20 protein-coding genes are annotated in these 22,321 nt (G+C 28.0%); 14 read left to right on the top strand and 6 right to left on the bottom strand.

Annotation, left to right across the window (positions count from 1 at the left end):
* Positions 1-2 precede the first annotated feature (2 nt).
* Entirely contained in the window at positions 3-671 is a 669-nt protein-coding gene (locus RYM86_RS01035; protein ID WP_315076642.1) for a fructose-6-phosphate aldolase, read from the top strand.
* Positions 672-993: 322 nt separating this feature from the next.
* Here RYM86_RS01035 and RYM86_RS01030 read toward each other — a convergent pair whose 3' ends face one another.
* From RYM86_RS01030 to RYM86_RS01020, 3 genes are all read right to left on the bottom strand, one after another.
* A complete protein-coding gene (locus RYM86_RS01030; protein ID WP_315076639.1) occupies positions 994-1,203 on the bottom strand; it encodes a cold shock domain-containing protein in 210 nt (69 codons plus the stop codon).
* A 304-nt stretch (positions 1,204-1,507) separates the two neighbouring features.
* Complete coding sequence (locus tag RYM86_RS01025) at positions 1,508-2,848, bottom strand: MATE family efflux transporter (protein WP_315076637.1); 1,341 nt, start codon at positions 2,846-2,848, stop codon at positions 1,508-1,510.
* A 373-nt stretch (positions 2,849-3,221) separates the two neighbouring features.
* Entirely contained in the window at positions 3,222-3,368 is a 147-nt protein-coding gene (locus RYM86_RS01020; protein WP_315076634.1) for a hypothetical protein, read from the bottom strand.
* A gap of 303 nt (positions 3,369-3,671) precedes the next feature.
* Between RYM86_RS01020 and RYM86_RS01015 the strand changes: the two genes are divergently transcribed.
* From RYM86_RS01015 to RYM86_RS00980, 8 genes are all read left to right on the top strand, one after another.
* On the top strand, positions 3,672-5,558 hold the full coding sequence (locus tag RYM86_RS01015) for a beta-glucoside-specific PTS transporter subunit IIABC (RefSeq protein WP_315076631.1): 1,887 nt from the start codon (positions 3,672-3,674) through the stop codon (positions 5,556-5,558).
* Positions 5,559-5,640: 82 nt separating this feature from the next.
* Entirely contained in the window at positions 5,641-7,053 is a 1,413-nt protein-coding gene (locus RYM86_RS01010) for a glycoside hydrolase family 1 protein (RefSeq protein WP_315076628.1), read from the top strand.
* 39 nt (positions 7,054-7,092) lie between these two features.
* On the top strand, positions 7,093-7,926 hold the full coding sequence (gene licT / locus RYM86_RS01005) for a BglG family transcription antiterminator LicT (protein WP_315076626.1): 834 nt from the start codon (positions 7,093-7,095) through the stop codon (positions 7,924-7,926).
* Positions 7,927-8,448: 522 nt separating this feature from the next.
* Positions 8,449-8,628, top strand: a complete 180-nt coding sequence (locus RYM86_RS01000) for a DUF1858 domain-containing protein (protein ID WP_315076623.1) — start codon at positions 8,449-8,451, stop codon at positions 8,626-8,628.
* Positions 8,629-8,812: 184 nt separating this feature from the next.
* A complete protein-coding gene (locus tag RYM86_RS00995) occupies positions 8,813-9,460 on the top strand; it encodes an NAD(P)/FAD-dependent oxidoreductase (RefSeq protein ID WP_315076620.1) in 648 nt (215 codons plus the stop codon).
* Between the two features lie 378 nt (positions 9,461-9,838).
* On the top strand, positions 9,839-10,678 hold the full coding sequence (gene licT / locus RYM86_RS00990) for a BglG family transcription antiterminator LicT (RefSeq protein WP_315076617.1): 840 nt from the start codon (positions 9,839-9,841) through the stop codon (positions 10,676-10,678).
* A gap of 256 nt (positions 10,679-10,934) precedes the next feature.
* Positions 10,935-12,833 (top strand): beta-glucoside-specific PTS transporter subunit IIABC, encoded by a 1,899-nt coding sequence (locus tag RYM86_RS00985; RefSeq protein WP_315076613.1) that lies wholly within the window; start codon positions 10,935-10,937, stop codon positions 12,831-12,833.
* Positions 12,834-12,946: 113 nt separating this feature from the next.
* Complete coding sequence (locus tag RYM86_RS00980) at positions 12,947-14,365, top strand: glycoside hydrolase family 1 protein (protein WP_315076611.1); 1,419 nt, start codon at positions 12,947-12,949, stop codon at positions 14,363-14,365.
* Positions 14,366-14,650: 285 nt separating this feature from the next.
* Here RYM86_RS00980 and RYM86_RS00975 read toward each other — a convergent pair whose 3' ends face one another.
* From RYM86_RS00975 to RYM86_RS00965, 3 genes are all read right to left on the bottom strand, one after another.
* Positions 14,651-16,261 carry a methyl-accepting chemotaxis protein gene (locus tag RYM86_RS00975; RefSeq protein WP_315076608.1) on the bottom strand — a complete coding sequence of 537 codons (1,611 nt, stop codon included), beginning with the start codon at positions 16,259-16,261 and terminating at the stop codon, positions 14,651-14,653.
* On the bottom strand, positions 16,228-16,659 hold the full coding sequence (locus RYM86_RS00970) for a hypothetical protein (protein ID WP_315076605.1): 432 nt from the start codon (positions 16,657-16,659) through the stop codon (positions 16,228-16,230). Before RYM86_RS00970 ends, RYM86_RS00975 begins: the two co-directional genes overlap by 34 nt.
* Positions 16,660-16,981: 322 nt before the next feature.
* Complete coding sequence (locus RYM86_RS00965; protein WP_315076602.1) at positions 16,982-17,293, bottom strand: hypothetical protein; 312 nt, start codon at positions 17,291-17,293, stop codon at positions 16,982-16,984.
* Positions 17,294-17,550: 257 nt separating this feature from the next.
* Here RYM86_RS00965 and rbsK point away from each other — a divergent pair, with 257 nt between their 5' ends.
* The 5 genes from rbsK to rbsB are packed head-to-tail and all read left to right on the top strand — an operon-like array spanning position 17,551 to position 22,278.
* Positions 17,551-18,480: a ribokinase gene (rbsK, locus tag RYM86_RS00960; protein WP_315076599.1), complete on the top strand. Its 930-nt coding sequence runs from the start codon at positions 17,551-17,553 to the stop codon at positions 18,478-18,480.
* Positions 18,481-18,487: 7 nt separating this feature from the next.
* Positions 18,488-18,883, top strand: coding sequence for a D-ribose pyranase (gene rbsD, locus RYM86_RS00955; protein ID WP_315076596.1), 396 nt, complete (start codon positions 18,488-18,490; stop codon positions 18,881-18,883).
* A 32-nt stretch (positions 18,884-18,915) separates the two neighbouring features.
* On the top strand, positions 18,916-20,400 hold the full coding sequence (locus tag RYM86_RS00950) for a sugar ABC transporter ATP-binding protein (protein WP_399547034.1): 1,485 nt from the start codon (positions 18,916-18,918) through the stop codon (positions 20,398-20,400).
* Between the two features lie 15 nt (positions 20,401-20,415).
* Complete coding sequence (locus tag RYM86_RS00945) at positions 20,416-21,351, top strand: ABC transporter permease subunit (RefSeq protein ID WP_315076592.1); 936 nt, start codon at positions 20,416-20,418, stop codon at positions 21,349-21,351.
* A 24-nt stretch (positions 21,352-21,375) separates the two neighbouring features.
* Entirely contained in the window at positions 21,376-22,278 is a 903-nt protein-coding gene (gene rbsB, locus RYM86_RS00940; protein WP_315076589.1) for a ribose ABC transporter substrate-binding protein RbsB, read from the top strand.
* The last annotated feature ends 43 nt before the right edge of the window (positions 22,279-22,321 follow it).

Here is a 22,321-nt window from a genome sequence, read left to right as displayed (position 1 = left end):
TTATGATATATATGATAGATACAGCAAATATTGAAGAAATTAAGGATGCAATGGAGTATTATCCACTTAGTGGAGTGACAACAAATCCAACAATTCTTTCAAAGGAAAACAAAGATCCAATAAGTTTATTAAAAGAAATTCGTACTATTGTTGGGGAAGAAACAATGATACATGCACAAGTAATTTCTCTTTCAACTGAAGGTATGATTAAAGATGCAGAGTATTTAAAAGAAAATATAGGAGGAAACTTATATATTAAGATTCCAGTAACAAAAGAGGGAATTAAAGCTATAAAAATTCTTAAGACAAAAGGTTTTAATATAACTGCTACAGCTATATTTACAGCTCAACAAGGATTAATGGCATCAGTTGCAGGTGCAGATTATATAGCTCCTTATGTAAATAGAATTGATAATTTAAGCGGTGATGGTGTAGGGGTTGTTGGCTGCTTAATAAATATGATAAAAGAATATAATTTAGCCACTAAAGTTTTAGCTGCATCATTTAAAAATGTTCAACAAGTACATGAAATAAGTAAGCTAGGTGGTCATTCTGTTACAGTTGGAAAAGATATTTTTGATAAATTAATAGAACATCCAATGACTGACTGGAGTGTTGATAATTTTATAAAAGATTGGGAAAAAGCTTTTAATAGAAAATCTTTAGTTTAGACTATGTTTCAAGTGAATGTTAATATTTTAGCATAAAAAATTTTATGAATTTACCCACCAATTTTTAGTTAAACTGTTTTATAAACAAATTTCATACTAATAGTTGGTGGGAAGTTATACATATTCCTACCATAAAATACCTCGTTGAATTATTTGTTAAAAAATAATAAGCTGCAGAGAAGTCTCTACAGCTTATTAAGCATAATTATTTATAGAAAAATATAATAAATAAAAATAAACAATTGAATTTATTTTTATAAATATAATCTAAATACTCTATTTAAAAATAGAGTATTTAAAATAGAATCATCTTTAAATCTGTTTATAATTTTTGTATATTTGTTGCCATTGGACCTTTTTCACCATCTTGTACATCAAAGGTTACACTTTCACCCTCATGTAAGTCCTTTTCAGGACCATTTTCTTTAATTTGTGAGTGATGTGCAAAAACGTCATCTCCTTCATCACATGAAATAAAGCCATATCCTTTTTCAGCATTGAACCATTTAACTATGCCTGTTCTACTAGCCATAAATTATCTCTCCTTTAATAAAGTTTTCACTATTAGTATTTGCTTAAAATTTATTTTTATTATTATTCCACCAAATATAAATTCTGAAAATATTAGTGTTAATAAGTTTGTTAAAGATTTCAAATAAGGATTAGCTTTTATAAAAAATAAAAAGATACTAATTAATATAATGATAATGGGAATTATAATAAATTTTGCTTGTTCACTTATTAGTAAAATCAAAAACTGCTTGATTAAACGTAAAAAGTTAATCATGCAGTTTTTATATACAAAAAAGCTTGTTCATTTGAAAAATATCAAGAAATTACTGAATAGAAGTTATTTGTCTGTTTTGTGCAAAGGTTACTTTTGAATTTTTCAACAAAATTACAGCTATGATTGTAGTTATTGCCTCAGCGCTTGGAAAGACAAGCCATATACCGGTTATACCAAAAAAAGAGGACAGTACAATAACCAATGGAACAATAGCTATAACTCCTCTTATTAAGGAGATAATAAAGGCTACTTTAGGATTTTCAATAGAACTTAAAAATGAAATTATAACAATATTAACTCCTGCAAAAACAAATCCAATAAAGTAAAGTAGAAGTCCATTTGTTGCATAATATTTCAGAAGTAAATTGTTCTCACTATTAAAAAATGAAATTAATTCACTTGAAAATAGGTTTACTATTATATAAATTAATACTGAAATAGATAGTGATAAAATAATTCCATACTTTAATAATTGTCTTAACTGTAAATTGTTTTTCATTCCATAGCTATTGCTGACAAGTGGTTGCATTCCTTGTGCTATTCCAGTAAACATCCCTACAGCCACAATCGATAAATTTGCTACAATTCCATATGCTGCAACACCTATATTATCTGTAAGACTTAAAATAACGATATTAAATATTATTAGGACAATTCCTGATGATATTTCTGTTATGAATGAAGATATTCCAAGACTGCTGATATTTTTAAATATCAGTAAATCAATCTTACATTTTTGAATATGAAATTGATTTTTCTTTTTAATAAAATGTAGTGATAATAATAATATACTAATTATAGGTGCAAGTCCTGTTGCAAAAGCTGCTCCAAACATTCCAAGGTTTAACGGAAAGATAAAAATATAATCAAGAATAATATTAGAAAAACTACCTAGCATCATACCTGTCATTGCAAGCCTAGGGGAATTATCATTACGTATAAAAGCGATTAGAACATTATTCAAAATAAAGCAAGGAGAAAAGCAAAGAATAGTTTTCAAGTAGGTGTTAGTCATAGTAAATGTTTCTTTATTAGCACCAAGCAAACGACTTATGACTTCAGAATTGAAAATGCCTGTAAGAACAAAAAACATTCCGATGACAACACTTAAAATTATACAATGAGTAAAAACTTCATTTGCCTTGTTATGTTCACTTTGAGTTTTTAGTATTGTAAATTTTGTAGCTCCACCAATTCCTATCATTAATCCTGTAGCATGAATAAAACTGTATATAGAAATAGCAAGATTAAGAGATGCTAGTCCATTTGTACCAAGCCCATTTGAAATAAAATAGGTATCTGCAAGTATATAGCAAGAAAGAGCTAACATTCCAATAATATTTAAAGTGATAAATTTTGTAAATGTGAGATATAAAGCATTTTGTTTCATTAAATCAATCCTTCCAAATAAAAAACATCCCCAAATTCATACCTTCAATGGCCTAATGGTATGAAATGCGAATGTTTGTAAAATCATATTTACCCGGCGGCAAAAATCAAACAATATAATTAATTATTTTTAGTATAGTACAATTTGGGGTATTTTTCAAGTGAGCAAAATAACTTTATCTTTAGAGTTTTATAATAAAAAAAACATATGATATAGATTGAGGATTATTTCAATTTTGTTATGAAAATTTAGAAAAGAGATTTTTCACAAGATATTAAAATACCCTGTGAAAAATCTTAAACTAAGAAAATATATCTCTAGATATTAAATACAAAGTTTCTAATTTAGTAATTAAAATCACTTTTTACAATAGTTATTTATAAGTTGTATGAGGAGAGGGTTCATTATCACCATAAGGACTTTCTTCATGACTTTTTTCATTTACATTTTTAGCGTAGTTAGATGATGCAGGATCAGAATTAGTAATGTTGTTGTTTGAGTAAAGAGTTTCCTTTTTCATACATATCCTCCTTCTATAATTTGCTCATAATATTTTATAGAAAAATGTTACTATATTAGCTTATCCATAATAATTAAAATTATATATTAATACAATAATATTTATATTAAAAAACATGTTGAATATATAAAAAATATATGATATTATGTACTAAAGTAAAAGATTACATAGGTTTTAACACATTTTTGTTAAGGCATGTTACTGGTAAAGCAGGCAAGACCGAAATAAAAATGCATTTCTTTTAATTAAGAAATACATTTTATTTTGGTCTTTTTTTATTCTAAAAAACGGAGGAGAAGAATTATGGATTATAAAAAAGTAGGACTTCAAGTATTAGAACTTGTAGGTGGAGCAAAAAATGTAAACAAGCTTACACATTGTGCAACTAGACTTAGATTTGAATTTAATGATATGTCAAAAGTTCAAGTTGAAAAGATTGAAAAACTACCAGGAGTTATAAGTGTAGTTAATAAGGGTGGACAATTCCAAGTTGTTATTGGAAATGATGTACAAACCGCCTATAGAGTTATACTTAATGAAACAGGAACTCTTGAAAGTTCAAAAAATAAATCAAACAAAGAAAATGTAGAAAAAGAAAGTATAGTTTCTCGTTTTATAAGTGTTATATCAACAACATTTACGCCTATGATTCCAGCAATCACTGGAGCTGGTATGATAAAAGCAGTATTAGCTATTTTAACATTAACAGGTATATTAACAGATGATAGTCAAACATATTATATTTTAAATACTATTGCAGATGCAGCATTCTTCTTTATGCCAGTATTACTTGCATATGGTGCAGCTATAAAATTTGAATGTAGTCCAATATTAGCTATGACACTTGCAGGAGTATTATTACATCCTAATTTAGGAGCACTTATGGAATCTGGAGAAGCAGTACATTTTATGGGAATGCCTGTAAGATTAACTGATTACGCAGGTTCAGTATTACCAATTATTATTACTGTATGGGCAATGTCTTACATAGAAAGATTTGCAGAAAAAGTATCACCATCAATTATAAAATTCTTTACTAAACCTTTAATAATTTTATTACTTACAGCACCACTTGCTTTAATCGCAATAGGACCTTTTGGCACATATTTAAACGATTTAGTAGCAGCAGGAGCAGAATTTATTAATGGAAAAGCTAGCTGGTTAATACCATTACTTATGGGAGCATTACAACCTTTCCTTGTTGTAACTGGAACAGCATGGGCAATGACGCCAATTGCAACAATGCAATTGACTAGCAATGGGGCAGAAATGATAAATGGACCTGGTATGTTAGCATCAAATATAGCACAAGGTGCAGCTACTGTATGTGTTGCTGTTAAAAGTAAAAATAAAAATTTAAAACAACTTGCAGCTTCATCAGGTATAACAGCATTATTAGGTATAACAGAACCATCACTTTATGGAGTTACTTTAAAACTTAAAAAACCATTAATAGCAGCTATGATAGGTGGAGGTTGTGCTGGTATATATGCAGGACTTTCAGGACTTGTACGTTATGCTTTTGTTTCACCAGGACTTGCAGCACTTCCAGCATTTATAGGTGAAAATCCAATGAATATAGTTCATGCTTTAATTACTTGTGCAATTGCCTTTGGTGTTACTTTTGCATTAACTTGGATCATAGGTTTTGAAGATCCAATAGATGAAGATGAAGCACAAGTAGAGGAAACTACTAGTACTGAAGCAAAAAGTGAAAATAAAGTAGAAATGAATGGTTCAATGGAAATAGCTAGTCCTCTTTCAGGAAAATTAATTCCATTAAGCAAAGTTAATGATGATGTATTCTCAGGAGAACTTCTTGGTAAAGGAATGGCAATAGTACCTAATAAAGGAAATGTAGTTTCACCTGTATCAGGAGTAGTTCAAACTGTACTTGCATCAAAACATGCAGTTGCAATAGAAAGTGATAATGGAACTGAAATTTTAATTCATGTAGGCCTTGATACTGTAAATCTTGAAGGAAAACATTATGAATCATTTGTTAAGAGTGGAGATAGAGTTAAGGTTGGAGATGAATTAATAAGTTTTGATATAGAAGAAATTAAAAAATTAGGTTATGATATTGTGACTCCAATAGTTATTTGTAATTCGGATAAATACTCAGACATATTAGGAGAAGAAGAAAAAGAAGTGACTTTTGGAGAAAAAATTATAAAAATTACAGAGTAGATAATATTAAAAAATCAGACTTTGAAAAAGTATCAAAGTCTGATTTCACACTTAAAATATTATGATGAAAGGTTGAGCTAATATGATATATAATAATATAAAAGGATTTCCTGAAAACTTTTTATGGGGTGGATCTACATCAGCTTATCAAGTAGAGGGAGCTTGGAATGAAGATGGAAAAGGATTATCCGTTATAGATATGTGTGATCATCCAGAAGGAACAGCAGACTTTAAAATTGCTAGTGATCATTATCATAGATTTAAAGAAGATGTGAAGCTATTTTCAGAAATGGGGTTAAAGGCTTATCGTTTTTCTATAGCATGGACTAGAATTATTCCACAAGGAACTGGTGAAGTTAATGAAAAGGGAATAAAGTTTTACAATGATCTTATAGATGAGCTAAATAAATATAATATAGAACCAGTAGCTACAATGTTTCATTTCGATTTACCATATGTATTAGAGGAAAAAGGTGGTTGGAGTAATAGAGATACTATAGATGCTTTTTCTAAATATGCCAAAGTGTTATTTGAGAGATTTGGATCAAAGGTAAAGTATTGGTTAACAATAAATGAACAAAATACAATGATACTTCATCCAGGTGCAATAGGTATTCCAAAGGGAGGAACGTTACCTAGTAAAAAAGAGTTATATCAGCAAAATCATCATATGCTTTTAGCTCAAGCAAAAGTAATGGAATTATGCCATAAAATGTGTCCAGGTGGCAAAATAGGTCCAGCACTTAATACAACAGCAATGTATGGAGAAACATGTAATCCGCTAGATGCTATTGCAGCCCACAATTGGGAAACTATTCGTTGTTGGAGTTTTTTAGACATGGCAGTTAGAGGTAAATATAATAAACTAGCTTGGAGTTATTTAGTAGATAGAGGGTTGGAACCTATTATAGAAGATGGTGATATGGAAATAATGAAAAATGCTAAATCAGATTTTATAGCAATAAATTATTATTCAACAGCAACAATAGCTGCAAGTAAAGGTGATGCATCTGATATATCAGCAAGAGCAGGGGACCAACAAATAATGTTAGGTGAACAAGGTGTATATCGTGCAGCTGAAAATCCTTATGTAGATAAAACAAAGTATGGATGGGTTGTTGATCCGATAGGTCTTAGAATGACTTTAAGAAAAGTAAGCGAAAGATATGATTTACCTATTTTAATTACTGAAAATGGAATTGGTGCACCAGATAAATTAGAAGAAAATGAAACTATAAATGATGATTATAGAATTAATTATATTAGAAAGCATTTAGAACAATTAAAGTTAGCTATTAATGATGGAGTAGAAGTTATGGGATATTGCCCATGGTCTGCACTTGATGTTGTAAGTACTCATCAAGGATATGGCAAACGTTATGGTTTTATATATGTTAATAGGGACGAATTTGATTTAAAAGACTTAAGAAGAATAAAGAAAAAAAGCTTTAATTGGTATAAGAATGTTATAAACACCAATGGAGAAAAGTTATAAACCTTTATAAATAAATAATTGATATTGAGGGTGAATAAGATGCAAATAATTAAAGTGATGAACAATAGTCTTATTTTAGCAAGAGACGAAAATGATAAAGAAATTGTTGTTATGGGAAAAGGGATCGGATTTAAACGTAAGGCAGGAGAAGAATTAGACACAGAAAAAATAGAAAAGATATTTGTGTTAAAAAATGAAACTGATACAAGAGAATATGTAAAACTTATAGAAGAAACGCCTAGTGAATACATTGAAATAACTAATGATATTATTGGTTATGCTAATGAAAAGCTAGGTGGAAAGTTAAATGATCAAATTTTTATTACATTAGTAGATCATATATCTTACGCTCTTACTAGATATGAAAAGAACATAACTATACAAAATCGCTTATTGTGGGAACTTAAAAAATTTTATCCAAAAGAATTTGAAATAGGAAAGTATGCAGTTGGATATATTAATGATAAACTTAAAGTAAAGCTTCCAGAAGAAGAAGCTGGAAATATTGCATTTCATGTTGTTAATGCACAAACTGATGAGGCAGAAATGCAAAACACAATGTTAACAATACGTATGTTAAAGGATATTTTTAATATAATTCAATACAATTTTGGAATAACTATTGATAAAGATTCACTTAATTATTCGAGATTTTTAACTCACCTTCAATTTTTTGTTCAGCGTTTATTAGATGATAGAATGATTGAATCTAAGGAAAACTTTATTTTTGAACAAATGATAAAAGAATATCCAAAAGAAGTTAAGTGTGCTAGGTTAATTGGAGATTATGTTAAAAAGGTGTTAAACAAAGAAATCTCTAATGAAGAATTATTATATTTAACTATACATATAGTAAGAATAGTACAAAAGTAATTTGGGATGTATATAGATTTAAATTTATTATTAAATAGCTAATTATTTTATATAAATATCCAACATAAAAAATACATAAAATGGTAAATAAAATTAAAATATTTTTTATAATCTTGTAATATAATAAGTGGACATATGATAATTATATAGTTATATGTTCGCTTTTTTACTTTTTATATATTTATTAAAATGATTTTTTTAACGGTTATATACTGCTATATTAAGTGACGTAGGTTTGAAGTTTATATAATAAAAAGATAAACTTTAAAAAAGAAAACTCAAATATGAAATTAAAAAATATTGTGTAACATATGTTACTTAATTTATATAGACTTTATTATATAATTACTTACATGGAATAAGTAATTTAAATGCTACGAATTAGAATATAGAATATTTAAAAATGTATTGTATTTTAAATTAAGAGAATTAGATATTAATTTATTGCAAAATATAAATAAGACTATAGAAATTAAAAATGAAAACAAATCAAATAAATTTAATATAAAGAGGAGAAAAATTATGATAACTAAAGATATGACAGTAGGAGAAATAATAAGAATAAAGGAAAATGCACCAGAAATTTTGATGAGTTTTGGAATGGGATGTGTTGGATGTCCATCAGCTCAAGCTGAAAGTCTTGAAGATGCAGCTAATGTTCATGGATTAAACCTTGAGGATTTACTAAAAGCACTTAATTAATTGTTGGATATGTTTAGTAGCGGATTGATATATGCATAAGCAAATTTGGACAGAATTTAAATATGTTAATTACAATAGCACTGTACCTATTGCATATATCAATACATATTTAAAATATAGTTTTAATATAAAAAAATAGAGTGCACAATATATCTAAATTAGATATGGAAAGGAGAGAGAGTATATGGATTATGGTAACCTTCAAAAAATAAGAAATGGTAAGAGAACATATGGTATAACTCCACATATACCAGGTGGATTTGTAACTATAGAAACAATGCAAAAGATAATAGATGTAGCTAAGAAATATAAAGGTGTATTGAAAATTACATCAGGACAAAGAATATTAATAACAAATTTAGAAAAAGAAGATTTACCTAAGATATGGGAAGAACTTGGTATGGAACCTGCTGTAAAAAGTGCTAATTCTGTTAAAAATGTTGAGATGTGCCCTGCAGGTTTTTGTAAAAGAGAAAAATATAATACCATTGGAATCGGAATGAAGCTTTCTAAAAAGTATACTTGGATGGAGATGCCTTGCAGAACTAAAATTGGAGTTGCAGGATGTAGAAATGCTTGTGGAAGTGTTTATAGCAAAGATGTTGGAGTAATTGCAGATAAAACTGGATTTATAGTATGTGCAGGTGGATCAGCAGGATATAATCCAAGAATTGCAGATGTTATTGTTAAAGACATAAGTGAAGAAGAAGCATTAAAAGTAGTAGATAATATATTTGATTATTACAAAGAAAATGCAGAAGCAGGAGAAAAATTAGGATCCTTTATAGAGCGAATTGGATTAGAAAATTTTAAAGAAAAAGTTATTCTTTAAAATTTTAAGATAATGAATCTAATAGGAAATCCATTGATAAAGGCATCTTCATTTGGAGTTATTACCGATGCAATATATTAGATTTTAGATACCTTAAATAGTGCTCTAAAAGCGCTATTTAAGGTATTTTGCTGTTAGAGATTTATTTTTAAGATATAAATTATTGACACTCTAAAAATATTATGATATCCTTATCATATAAACAAAAGGATTGTTACTGGTTATGCAGGCTTTACCGCTTTATAAATGATATTGTGTTGGTATTATTTGTGGTATGGTCTTTTTTTTATACCCTAATAATGAAATATGATTTTAAGCAATTTTATTATTAGAAGTTTGATAAAGCAATTATATTGTGTATTAAAAAGGGGAACAGTCATGAAGATAGATAAGGTAATAAACAATAATTTAATCCGAGCTTTTGATGATAACAATAAAGAAGTTCTTGTTATGGGTTGTGGACTTGGATTTAAGAAAAAAATTGGAGAAATTATTGATCAAAGTAAAATAGAAAAGATTTATTTTTTTGAAAATAAAAATTGCTCTAATAAATTAATAGAATTATTATCTGACATTCCTTTAGAAGTTATTCAAACAACTAATGAGATTGTTTCTTACGCAAGATATTCACTTGGAAAGAAACTTAATAATAATATTTATATATCATTAACAGATCATATAAATTTTGCAATAGAAAGAATTAATCAAGGATTGGAATTTAAAAATGCATTGTTGTGGGAAATAAAGAGATTCTATAATCATGAATTTTTAATTGGTAAAGAAGCGATTAAAATAATTAAAAAAAGACTTAATGTTGATTTACCAGAAGATGAAGCAGCATCTATTGCATTACATATTGTAAATGCTCAATTAAATTCTAGTAATATGGATGAAACTATTGATGTAACTAAAATGATTCAAAATATTTTAAACATAGTAAAGTTTCATTATAATTTAGAGTTAGATGAATATTCACTTCATTATGAAAGATTTATTACTCACTTAAAGTTTTTTGCTCAAAGAATGTTTAGTGGTAAAGAGATTAAAGATGAAGATAAAAATCTTTATGAAATAATGAGAGAAAAGTATAAGGAAGCATATGACTGTGCAGAAAAGATTAAAAAATATATTAAGAGTGAGTTTAACAATGAACTTACTGATGAAGAGATGATGTACTTAGCAGTACATATAAGTAGAATTACAAAACAAACTGAATAAACACAGGATTGTTACTGATAATGCAGGCTATACCTAAGAAATGTAAAACAAGTGCTCTTTTACATTCTTTAGGTATTTTTTTTATAAAAATAAAGTCATTTAAAAGAAATATATTCTACAAATAAAAAACAAATAATGGGATTATTTAATTGCTAAATATGTAAAACTAATTAAATGCAAGGTTGTTACTGTAAACAGGAAACTGTATTATAGGCTTTACTTCATTAAAATTTATTTTAAATGGAGGATTTGTATTATGGATTATTCAATGGTAGCCAAAAATATATTAGAAAAATTGGGTGGAGAAGATAATATAAACAGCGTTATGCATTGCATGACAAGGCTAAGATTCACCTTAAAAGATGAAGGTATTGTAAATGATGAAGAAGTTAAAAAAATAAAAGGTGTCATGGGGATTATGAAAAAAGGTGGTCAGTACCAAGTAATTATAGGAAATGATGTCTCTAAGTGTTATAAAGAAACATTAAAACTTGGAAATTTCAGTGATTCTATTAACGGAAATGAAGCACCAAAAGAAAAACAAAATATTATAACAAAAGTGTTAGATGTAATATCAGGTAGTATGTCTGCAACTATGCCGGCTATTATTGGTGCTGGTATGATTAAAGTTTTAATTATTTTATTGACAACATTTGGACTGTTATCAGAAATTAGCCAAGCTTATGCTATATTATCAGCACTTGGAGATGCAGCATTTTACTTTTTACCAATGTTATTAGTTATTTCAACTTCCAAAAAGTTTGATATTAATCCGTACACATTAGGTGCAGTTATAGGAGTAATGTTATATCCTGATTTTATAAAATTACTTGCATCTGGGGATAAAGTATCATTTTTAGGATTACCAGTTACTTCAGCAAGTTATGGATACTCAGTTATTCCTATAATAATGATGGCTTGGATAATGAAATACGTAGAAAATTTTGTAGATAAAATTACTCCATCTGTTACAAAAAACTTTTTAAAACCAATGTTAATATTACTTATTGCAATGCCAATAGCATTAATAGCTGTAGGACCTATTGGATACTTAGCAGGTCAAGGTTTAGCAACAATTATGTATGAAATTCAAGCTAAAGCTGGATGGATTGCATTACCTTTAATGGCTGCATTTATGCCACTTATAGTTATGACTGGGATGCATTGGGCTTTTATACCTATTTCATTAGCTGCAATTGCAAATCCAGGATATGAAACATTGTTTTTAGTTGCAATGTTACCATCTAATTTAGCACAAGGTGCAGCAGCTTTAGCAGTATCATTAAAATCAAAAAATAAAGAATTAAAACAAGTTGCAAGTGCATCAAGTATTTCAGCATTACTTGCAGGAGTTACAGAACCAGCACTGTATGGTGTTACTTTAAAGTATAAAAAACCTTTAATTGCAAGTATGATAGCAAGTGCTATAGCAGGATTATATGCTGGAATATCAGTACTAAAAGTATATGTTCTTGCAGCACCAGCTCTTGTATCTATAGCTCAATTTATTAGTCCAAATGATGGATCAAATTTTATCAATGCATTAATAACTGTAGCAATTGCTATGATAGTTTCATTTATATTAACATGGATAATTGGATTTGATGATCCAGCTAATGAGGCTGATGAAGATTTGGAAAAATTTAAAAATCATAAAATTGAAAATATAGAAAAAGAGATAAATGAAACACTTAAAAGAAAAGAATCATTAATTTTAGCACCTATTGAAGGAAAAGCAGTATCATTAAGTCAGGTTAATGATACAACATTTTCGCAAGAAATAATGGGAAAAGGTGCGGCGATAATACCAAGTGTAGGTAGAACAGTATCACCGGTCAATGGGGTGATCTCAGCATTGTTTGAAACTAAACATGCTATAGGAATCACATCAGATGATGGTGCAGAAATTTTAATACACATAGGATTAGATACAGTAAAATTAGGTGGAAAATATTTTACAGCACATATTAAAACTGGCGATAAAGTAAAAGTTGGAGAATTATTAGTTGAATTTGATATAGATGCTATTAAACAAGAAGGTTACGAAGTAATAACACCAGTTCTTATTACTAATTCAGATGATTATAAAGATGTATTATCATTAATAGATAGAAACGTAAAATTTGATGATGAATTAATAAAAACAATAAAATAATCTCAATAATTAAGCTAAGAATGAATGTCAATAAATTTAGATAAAAAAGCTATTTGCAAACAGTGAAAATAAAATATAAAAAATATTAAATATAATGTGTAGGAGGAATAGTTATGTCAATTAAATTTCCAAATGGATTCTTATGGGGAGGAGCTACGGCTGCGAATCAATGTGAAGGAGCATATAATGAAGATGGTAAAGGGTTATCAACTCAGGATATAGCACCAAAAGGGGTAATTGGACCTATAACGGATAAACCAACAGAAGATAATATGAAACTTATAGGTATTGATTTTTACCATAGATATAATGAAGATATAAAATTATTTGCGGAAATGGGATTTAAGACTTTTAGATTATCAATTGCATGGTCAAGAATATTCCCAAATGGTGATGATAAAGAACCAAATGAAAAAGGTTTAGAATTTTATGATAAAGTATTTGATGAATGTTTAAAATATGGAATTGAACCGTTAGTTACAATTTCACATTACGAAACACCTCTTGCACTTTCTAAGAATTATAACGGTTGGATTAATAGAAAACTTATAGGATTTTTTGAAAACTATGCAAGAACTATATTTACTAGATATAAAGATAAAGTAAAATATTGGCTAACATTTAATGAAATTAATTCAGCATCACATTTTCCATATATGAGTGCAGGAATATGGACACCAAAAGAAAAGTTAAGCAAACAAGATTTATATCAAGCGATGCATCATGAATTGGTTGCTAGTGCATTAGCAGTAAAGATTGGACATGAAATAAATCCAGAATTTAAAATTGGTTGCATGATTTTGGGAGTACCTAATTACCCATTGACTCCAATGCCAAGAGATGTACTTAAGGCAATGGAACAAGATAGACAAAATCTTTTCTTTGCAGATATTCATGCAAGAGGAGAATATCCAAGATATATGAATAGATTTTTTAAAGAAAACGGTATAGAAATAAAAATGGAACATGGCGATAAAGACATACTAAAAAATACAGTGGATTTTATTTCTTTTAGTTATTACATGAGTTCATGTGCAACAGCAAATCCAGAAAAAGATAAAAAAGGAGCAGGAAATCTTCTTGCAGGTGTATCAAATCATTATTTAGAAGCTTCAGAATGGGGATGGCAAATAGATCCAGAAGGTTTAAGATATATTCTTAATATGCTGTATGATAGATACCAAAAACCATTGTTCATAGTTGAAAATGGATTAGGTGCAGTTGATGAACTGATAACTGATGAAAATGGAAATAAAACTGTAAATGATGATTATAGAATAAATTATTTAAATGATCATTTAGTTCAAGTTTCTGAAGCTATTAAAGATGGTGTTGAAATTATGGGATATACTACATGGGGATGTATAGATTTAGTAAGTGCATCAACTGCTGAGCTTAAAAAGAGATATGGATTTATATATGTAGATAGAAATGATGATGGAAGTGGAAGTTTAGAAAGATATAAGAAAAAAAGCTTTAATTGGTATAAAGAGGTTATAGCCACTAATGGTCAGAGTTTAAAAGAAAAATAACATATATAAAATTGTTTTATCTTAATATAATTTCAAAAAGTATTTAATAAATAATTAAAATTGAATTTTGTATTATTCAAGATTCAACTATTAAACTAGGACCAAAAGAGTGCATGGATTTATCAAAACAAGGAACTATTTAAAAATAGTCCAACCTGATTTTCTTATAATATTAGTGCAGATTTTGAACCGATACCATGTAAATAATCTGTAAATAATTTTGTGTAAACTGAATAAAATGAGCTCTAGATAATTTTATATAAAATTATCTAGAGTTTTAAAATTTTACATTTTAAATTTGTTTACATTTTTAATCATTTCAATACTCGTATTACTTAATAACTCCACAGAATTTGATAATTCTTCAGTAGAATTATTCATTTCTTCAGTTGATGATGCTATTTCTTCAGCCGATGCAGAAACTTCTTCAGCAATTGAAGATGATGTTTCTATTTTAATTAAAATATTTTCTTTATTTACATTTAAATCATTAACTGAATTATTAGCTAATTTAATTTTAGGGGCTATGTCATCAACTGCAACTGTAATTGTTTCAAAGGATTTTATTGCAGTATATATATTATTTTCTTGAATTTTAAGCTCATCCTTCATAGTATCAGTAGTATTAATCATAAGATTTGTATCTACAGAAATTTCTGATACTAAGTTAGAAATACTTAATGAAGATTCTTTACTTTGTTCAGCAAGTTTTCTTATTTCATCTGCTACAACAGAAAAACCTCTACCAGATTCACCAGCTCTTGCCGCTTCAATAGCTGCATTTAATGCAAGAAGATTAGTCTGTTCAGATATACTATTTATTAAATTAGTTATTTCGTTTATTTTTGTAACATTAGAACTAACGCTTTGTATTTTCATAATTAAATCATTAAATGCTTTGTTAACATTATTTACAGATTGAATAACAGTTTCCATATCTGTATTGCTAGAATAAGCTTTAGATTTTATATTACTTGTATTTGAGTCTATATCACTTATTATTTTAACCATATCATCTAATTTAGAACTGAAATTTTGTAATATAGCAGTAATATCTATTAAATCTTGAGCTTGGCCTACAGTTCCTTTAGCAACATCATTAGTAGCAATTGAAATGTTCTTACTTGAAGCTGACATTTCATTGGATAGTACTAATAAAGTATTACTTTGAGTGTCTATATTAGAAGAACTTGATTTTATATTATCAATCATATTAATCATAGAAGTTTTCATAGTATCTATAGATTTTGCCATTTCTCCTAGTTCATCAGTTCTATATAGAAGTTTTTCTGAAATATTTAATATTAAATTACCTTCAGATATAGATTTTAATTGTTGCATTGATAATTTTATAGGTTTTGTAATTGAAGATGACAGAAATAATACTATAAAGCTACTTAATAAAATAAATATAACTAATGTTATTCCAATAACTAATTTTAAAGTAGTTAGTTCACTTAAAACTTCATCTTTTTCAACTACTATAGCTACAGACCAACCTGTACTTTTAATAGGAGAATAACCAATATATTTATTTTGGCCTTTATAAGAATATTCTCCAAAGCCTATTTCCCCTTCAATCATTCTTTTCTCTATTTTAACTATAGATTCTAGTAAAGGATCAGTTTTTACATTTTCAAAGTCATTATCTCTATCAAATACTAATTCTTTATTATTATGTGCAATTATAGTTCCCTCTTTATTAAGTATATAAGAAGTACCTGTTTTTCCAAATTTAATGTTATCAGTATACCCACTTAATTCATTACCATCTCTAATAGCAGTTAAAACTCCAATTATAGCATCGTTGTTTTTTATAGGAACACTATATACAACTATGAGAGTATTATCTGTCTTACTTACTATAGGATCAGATACTGAACTAATGCCCTGCATGCTTTTTTAAAATAATCTCTATCACTAACATTTGAAGAATTACTATCAGAGTTTACAGAATTACCATTTATATCTACAATCGACATTTTTAAATATCCATTTTGTTTTGAAGCTTCTGAAAGCAAAGACAATTTTTCTTCTGATGATATAGATTCATCTTTGATTTTTTCATTACTAGCTAAAGTTTCTAAAATTTTAGTTTGAGTATTAATTGCATTTTCTACAGAAGAACTTGCTTGTTTAGCAACTTCAGGTAAGGTGATATTAACAGTTGAAATTACAGATTTTTTTGATATGTACATAGAAATTAAGGCTATGCCTGTACACATAATTACAATTAGAGATATAAAACATAGTAATAATTGCTGTTTTATACTTTTAAACTTTAGTTTTTTCATTTTAAATTTTCCTCCTAATATAGTTATTTAATAAAATAATACATTTATCTATCGTAACATTTAATAAAACCTTAAACCAACATTTACCTAATAAAATATTAATTTTTAAACTATAAATTAAGAAAAATTAAAGAATTTAATAAAAATATTAGAGAAAATAGAATTTGATATATATGTTTTAGGATATGATGAACTGCAGAAAAAAGAAGAATCTATTAGCTACTTGAAATTAGAATTATTAAAGCTAAAGTAATAGTATATAAAATAGATAAAAAAAGGACATGCTCAAAATAAAATGAGCATGTCTTTTTTAGTTAAAATTTTATTGATTTATCCATTCAACAACGCCAGGTGTTAAAGAAGCAACATTATCTTTAGTTACTTCTGTAACAAAAAGCATATCTGTAGCTTCAAGAACTTCTTTAAGCTTTGCTGAAATTTCATTAGCAGTTAATTCACATTTAACTAGAAAACTAGTAGGCATTAAGTGTGCCCAAGCTCCTAAAGCTTTAATATTTCCAGTTATTTCGTAATCATCACGATGATGATGGTGATGATGTTCTTCATTATGATCTTCACAACCACATGAATGTGTATCTTCTTTTAAATAATAAGTTATTGCATAAACGTTCATATATGTACCACCTTAATTTTATATTAATATATCTTTAGTTTTAATCTATATAAATTATACAATAAATGAAAGAAATTTTCAAATAGAAATAAATATCAAAATAGGGAGTATAAATATAGATTAAAATAAAAAAATAAATAAAATTAAAAAAACTATTGATTAACGTTTACAAATAGTTTATACTATGGTTAATCGGTTCAGTGAAACGGTTAACTGAAAAGTTAACCAATATTTAATTAGGTGATGGAGGAATTTATATGAATAAGATATGTGTACTTGGAAGTATGAATATGGACTTAGTTATGAAAATAAAGGATATGCCTAAGTCAGGAGAAACAATACTATCTAAATCATATGAGAAAATACCAGGTGGTAAAGGTGCTAATCAAGCAGTAGCAGCAAAAAGAAGTGGTGCACATGTTTCGATGATAGCTAAAATAGGAAAAGATGATTATGGTAGAACATTAAGAGATGAATTAAAAAATGATGATATAAATATAGATTATGTTTTTGAAGATGATTCTAATGCAACAGGAACTGCGGTGATAATGGTAGCAGATACTGGTAATAATTCAATCATTGTTAATCCAGGTTCAAATATGAGTATTAATGAAAAAGAGATAGATTTTACATTAGATAGAATAAAAGAAAGCGATATTTTAATTGCACAGTTTGAAACACCAAAAGAAATGTCTTTAAGAGCATTTAAAAATGCAAAAGAAAATGAAAAAATAACAATATTAAATCCTGCACCTGCAAAAAGTATAAAAGATGAACTTTTAGCAGTTACAGATATAATAGTTCCCAATGAGACTGAAGCAGAAGTTTTAACTGGTGTAACAGTTGAAAGTGTAGAAGATGCAAAAAAAGCAGCAAAAGTTTTTATGGACAAGGGAGTTAACTTTGTAATAATAACAATGGGTTCAAAAGGCGCAGCAGTAATAGGAAAAGATTTTTGTGAATTAGTACCTGCATATAAAGTAAATGCAATAGATACTACAGCAGCAGGAGATAGTTTTATAGGTGGACTAAGTACAAAATTAAATCCAAATGAAATAACTAAAGAAAATTTACTTAAAGCAGTTAAATTTGGTAATATGGTATCTTCAATAGCAGTACAAAGAGAAGGTGCTCAACCATCAATACCATATAAAGAAGAAGTAGTTAAAGTTTACGGAGAGGAATAAGAAAGAGATGAGAAAAACAGCATTATTAAATAGTAATTTAAGTTCAGTAATTTCAAAAATGGGTCATACAGATATGATTGCAATAGGAGATTGTGGTTTACCAATACCAGGTGAAAGTGAAAGAATAGACTTAGCACTAATAAAAGGTATACCAACATTTATGCAAACGTTAAAGACAATATTATTAGAATTACAAATAGAAGAAGTGATTTTAGCTAGAGAAACAGAGGATGTTAGTCCAGAGCTTTATGAGGAAATAAAGGAAGTAATAGGTGATGTTAAGATAACATTTATTACACATGAAGAATTAAAGACTACATTAAAATCTTGTAAAGCAGTAGTTAGAACAGGAGAACAAACTCCATACGCTAATATAATATTAAAGTCAGGAGTAGTATTTTAAAAGGGGTGAGCAATTTGAATAGCAAAAAACCAATGTTAAAAATGGAGAATGTATCTAAAGTTTTCCCAGGTGTAAAAGCATTAGATAACGTAAATATAACTGCTTATGGTGGAGAAGTAACTGCACTTATGGGCGAAAATGGTGCAGGGAAATCTACACTTATGAAAATTTTAAGTGGTGTTTATAAAAAAGATGGAGGCAGAATTTTTATTGAAGATCAAGAAGCTGATATAAAAGGTATAAAAGCTGCTGAAGAATATGGAGTAACCATAATTCACCAAGAATTAAGCTTACTGAATAATCTTACTGTTGCTGAAAATATTTTTCTAGGTAATGAAAAGTATGATAAGTTTAGCAGAAAGATAAATCAAAAAGTTTTAAATGAAAGAAGTGTTATGTTCCTAGAACAAATTGGCTGTAATATTGATCCAAATGAACTTGTAGGTAACATTAATGTAGGAGAAAAACAAATGATAGAAATTGCAAAAGCATTAACTAAAAATGCAAGAATTATCATAATGGATGAACCTACAACAGCTTTAACAGATGTAGAAACTAAAAAGCTATTTGAAGTAATAGAAAGTTTAAAGAAAAAAGGAATAGCTGTAATTTACATATCTCATAGAATGGAAGAAATATTTGCAATTTGTGATAGAGTAGAAGTGCTAAGAGATGGTAAATATGCTGGTAATGCATTAATTAAAGATATAGATAATGATGAACTTATTTCAATGATGGTTGGTAGAAAGATAGAAGACCAATTTCCTTATAAAGAGGTTAAAAAGGGAGAAAACTTTTTAGAAGTGTCAAATTTAAGTGCAAAAGAAGGCGTGAAGAATGCATCATTTAATGTAAAATCTGGCGAAATACTTGGAATAGCAGGTCTTATGGGATCTGGTAGAACAGAACTTGCTAAAGCTATCTTTGGTGAATATAAAAAGACTAGCGGAACTGTAAAAATAAAAGGCAAAGAAATGAATATAAAATCAGTTAGTGATGCTATAAATAATGGAATATGTTACTTATCTGAAGATAGAAAAAAAGAGGGATGTGTTCTAGGATTATCTATAAAGGATAATATGTCAATTTGTAACATAAAAAAATATGAAAATAAATTTAAATCAATAGACGGCAAAAAAGAAATAGAAGATGTAGATTATTATATTAAAAAGATTAAAATAAAAACTCCAAATAGAGATCAATTGATAGGTAAGTTAAGTGGTGGAAATCAACAAAAAGTAATTCTTGCAAAATGGCTTATGTTATCACCGGAAATTCTAATAGTAGATGAACCTACTAGAGGAATAGATGTAGGAGCTAAAAAAGAAATATACGAATTATTAAATGAACTTAAAGCAAATGGAAAAGCTATTATAGTAATTTCTTCTGATTTACCAGAAGTGCTTGGAATAAGCGATAGAATAATGGTTATGAGTGAAGGAAAAATATCAGGAGAACTTTCAAGGGAAGAAGCATCTCAAGAAGCAATTATGAAATTAGCTGTTGGGATTAATTAGATAGGGGGAATTAAAATGAGCGAAAACTTCAAACAAAATTTAGTAAAATATAAATCAATAATAGGGTTAGTACTACTATGTACCATTATTACACTTGTAACTCCAAGCTTTTTAACAATATCTAATATTACTAATGTTTTCACACAAGTTTCAACTAATGCAATAATAGCAGTTGGTATGACTTTTGTAATCTTAACAGGTGGTATAGATTTATCAGTAGGTTCAACTTTAGCAATTAGTGGAGCTTTAGCAGCATCTATTATTAAATCAACTGGAAACGTATTCCTAGCTGTTATAGTAGCAGCATTAGTTGGGATAGCTGTAGGTTTTGTAAATGGTATGTTAATATCAAAAGGTAAATTACAAGCATTCATCGTTACTTTAGCTACAATGACAATATTTAGAGGTTTAACATTAGTATTTACAAATGGTACACCAATATCAAAGTTACCAGAAACTTTTGTGAAAATCGGTAATGGTAAAATAGGGTTTATGCCAATACCAGTTATTATAACTATAGTAATTGCAATTGTTGCAATATATCTATTAAATAAAACAAGATTCGGAAGATACTTATATGCCTTAGGTGGAAATGAAGATTCTGCAAGATTATCAGGTATAAACACAGATAAAATAAAAACTCTAGCTTATGTAATTTCAGGATTTGCATCAGCAATTGCTGGGGTAATTATAACAAGTAGAATAGCATCAGCATCACCAAATGCAGGAACAGGATTTGAATTAGATGCAATAGCAGCAGTAGTAATTGGTGGAACTTCATTAGCTGGTGGAGAAGGAAAAATATCAGGTACAATTATCGGTGCTCTTATAATAGGAATTTTAAATAATGGATTAAACTTAATGAATGTATCACCATTCTATCAATCAATAGTAAAAGGTTTAGTTATATTAATGGCTGTATTATTAGATAAAAAGAGCAGAAAAAAATAATACGAACATATAGGAGGAAACACCATGAAAATAATGAAAAAAATATTAATGTTTGGTTTAGTTTGCATAATGGTAAGTTCTTTTATTGGATGTTCAAAGGGTAGTAATGAGAGAAAAATAGGTATGGTTTTATCTACATTAAACAATCCTTTCTTTGTAAATATTAAAGAAGGAGCAGAAGAAGAAGCTAAAAAATTAGGATTTGAATTAATTGTTTTAGATTCACAAAATGATGCTGCTAAAGAAAGATCTAATATAGAAGATTTACTAGAACTTGGAATAACTGCATTATTAATAAATCCAACAGATAGTGATGCAGTTGTAAAATCAATAGAAGTTGCTAATAAAAGAAATGTTCCAGTAGTTACAATAGATAGAATGTCTAATGGTGGACATGTAACAAGTCATATAGCATCAGATAATATTAAAGGTGGAGCTATGGCAGGAGAATTCATCTTAGATAATTTTAAAGATAAAAATACTATAAATGTAGTGGAATTACAAGGAATACCAGGATCTTCTGCAACTAGAGATAGAGGAGAAGGATTTCATAGTATAATAGATAATGATGCTAAATTTAACTTAGTATCAAGTCAGGCTGCCGATTTTGATAGACAAAATGGTCTTAAAGTTATGGAAAATATAATTCAAGGAAGTAAAGACATTGATGTAGTATTTGCTCATAATGATGAAATGGCACTTGGAGCTGAAAAAGCAATAAAATCTGCAGGATTAGACACTTTAGTTATAGGATTTGATGGAATTGATGATGCTTTAGATGCTATAGATTCAGGAGAAATGAAAGCAACAGTTGCACAACAAGCTGATTTACTTGGTAAGTTAGGTGTTCAACTTGCAGAGAAAATATACAATTCTGAACATGTTGACAGTGAAATAGCTGCTGATTTAAAAGTTATAACTAAATAATTTGTGGTATAATGTGATTTAGTTAGTATGTATGACAAAGGAG

The sequence above is a fragment of the uncultured Clostridium sp. genome, assembly GCF_963527835.1.
Lineage (GTDB): Bacteria > Bacillota > Clostridia > Clostridiales > Clostridiaceae > Clostridium.
This window is presented reverse-complemented; position numbering and strand designations above follow the sequence as displayed.

Bases quoted from the DNA above. Each gene is read 5' to 3' on its own strand.
- rbsK (WP_315076599.1), top strand. From the start codon at position 17,551: ATGAATAAGATATGTGTACTTGGAAGTATGAATATGGACTTAGTTATG.
- licT (WP_315076626.1), top strand. From the start codon at position 7,093: ATGCAAATAATTAAAGTGATGAACAATAGTCTTATTTTAGCAAGAGAC.
- licT (WP_315076617.1), top strand. From the start codon at position 9,839: ATGAAGATAGATAAGGTAATAAACAATAATTTAATCCGAGCTTTTGAT.
- RYM86_RS01000 (WP_315076623.1), top strand. From the start codon at position 8,449: ATGATAACTAAAGATATGACAGTAGGAGAAATAATAAGAATAAAGGAA.
- RYM86_RS00965 (WP_315076602.1), bottom strand. From the start codon at position 17,293: ATGAACGTTTATGCAATAACTTATTATTTAAAAGAAGATACACATTCA.
- RYM86_RS00995 (WP_315076620.1), top strand. From the start codon at position 8,813: ATGGATTATGGTAACCTTCAAAAAATAAGAAATGGTAAGAGAACATAT.
- RYM86_RS01035 (WP_315076642.1), top strand. From the start codon at position 3: ATGATATATATGATAGATACAGCAAATATTGAAGAAATTAAGGATGCA.
- rbsD (WP_315076596.1), top strand. From the start codon at position 18,488: ATGAGAAAAACAGCATTATTAAATAGTAATTTAAGTTCAGTAATTTCA.
- rbsB (WP_315076589.1), top strand. From the start codon at position 21,376: ATGAAAATAATGAAAAAAATATTAATGTTTGGTTTAGTTTGCATAATG.
- RYM86_RS01030 (WP_315076639.1), bottom strand. From the start codon at position 1,203: ATGGCTAGTAGAACAGGCATAGTTAAATGGTTCAATGCTGAAAAAGGA.
- RYM86_RS00985 (WP_315076613.1), top strand. From the start codon at position 10,935: ATGGATTATTCAATGGTAGCCAAAAATATATTAGAAAAATTGGGTGGA.
- RYM86_RS01025 (WP_315076637.1), bottom strand. From the start codon at position 2,848: ATGAAACAAAATGCTTTATATCTCACATTTACAAAATTTATCACTTTA.
- RYM86_RS00945 (WP_315076592.1), top strand. From the start codon at position 20,416: ATGAGCGAAAACTTCAAACAAAATTTAGTAAAATATAAATCAATAATA.
- RYM86_RS00980 (WP_315076611.1), top strand. From the start codon at position 12,947: ATGTCAATTAAATTTCCAAATGGATTCTTATGGGGAGGAGCTACGGCT.
- RYM86_RS00975 (WP_315076608.1), bottom strand. From the start codon at position 16,261: ATGCAGGGCATTAGTTCAGTATCTGATCCTATAGTAAGTAAGACAGAT.
- RYM86_RS01010 (WP_315076628.1), top strand. From the start codon at position 5,641: ATGATATATAATAATATAAAAGGATTTCCTGAAAACTTTTTATGGGGT.
- RYM86_RS01015 (WP_315076631.1), top strand. From the start codon at position 3,672: ATGGATTATAAAAAAGTAGGACTTCAAGTATTAGAACTTGTAGGTGGA.
- RYM86_RS00970 (WP_315076605.1), bottom strand. From the start codon at position 16,659: ATGAAAAAACTAAAGTTTAAAAGTATAAAACAGCAATTATTACTATGT.
- RYM86_RS01020 (WP_315076634.1), bottom strand. From the start codon at position 3,368: ATGAAAAAGGAAACTCTTTACTCAAACAACAACATTACTAATTCTGAT.
- RYM86_RS00950 (WP_399547034.1), top strand. From the start codon at position 18,916: ATGTTAAAAATGGAGAATGTATCTAAAGTTTTCCCAGGTGTAAAAGCA.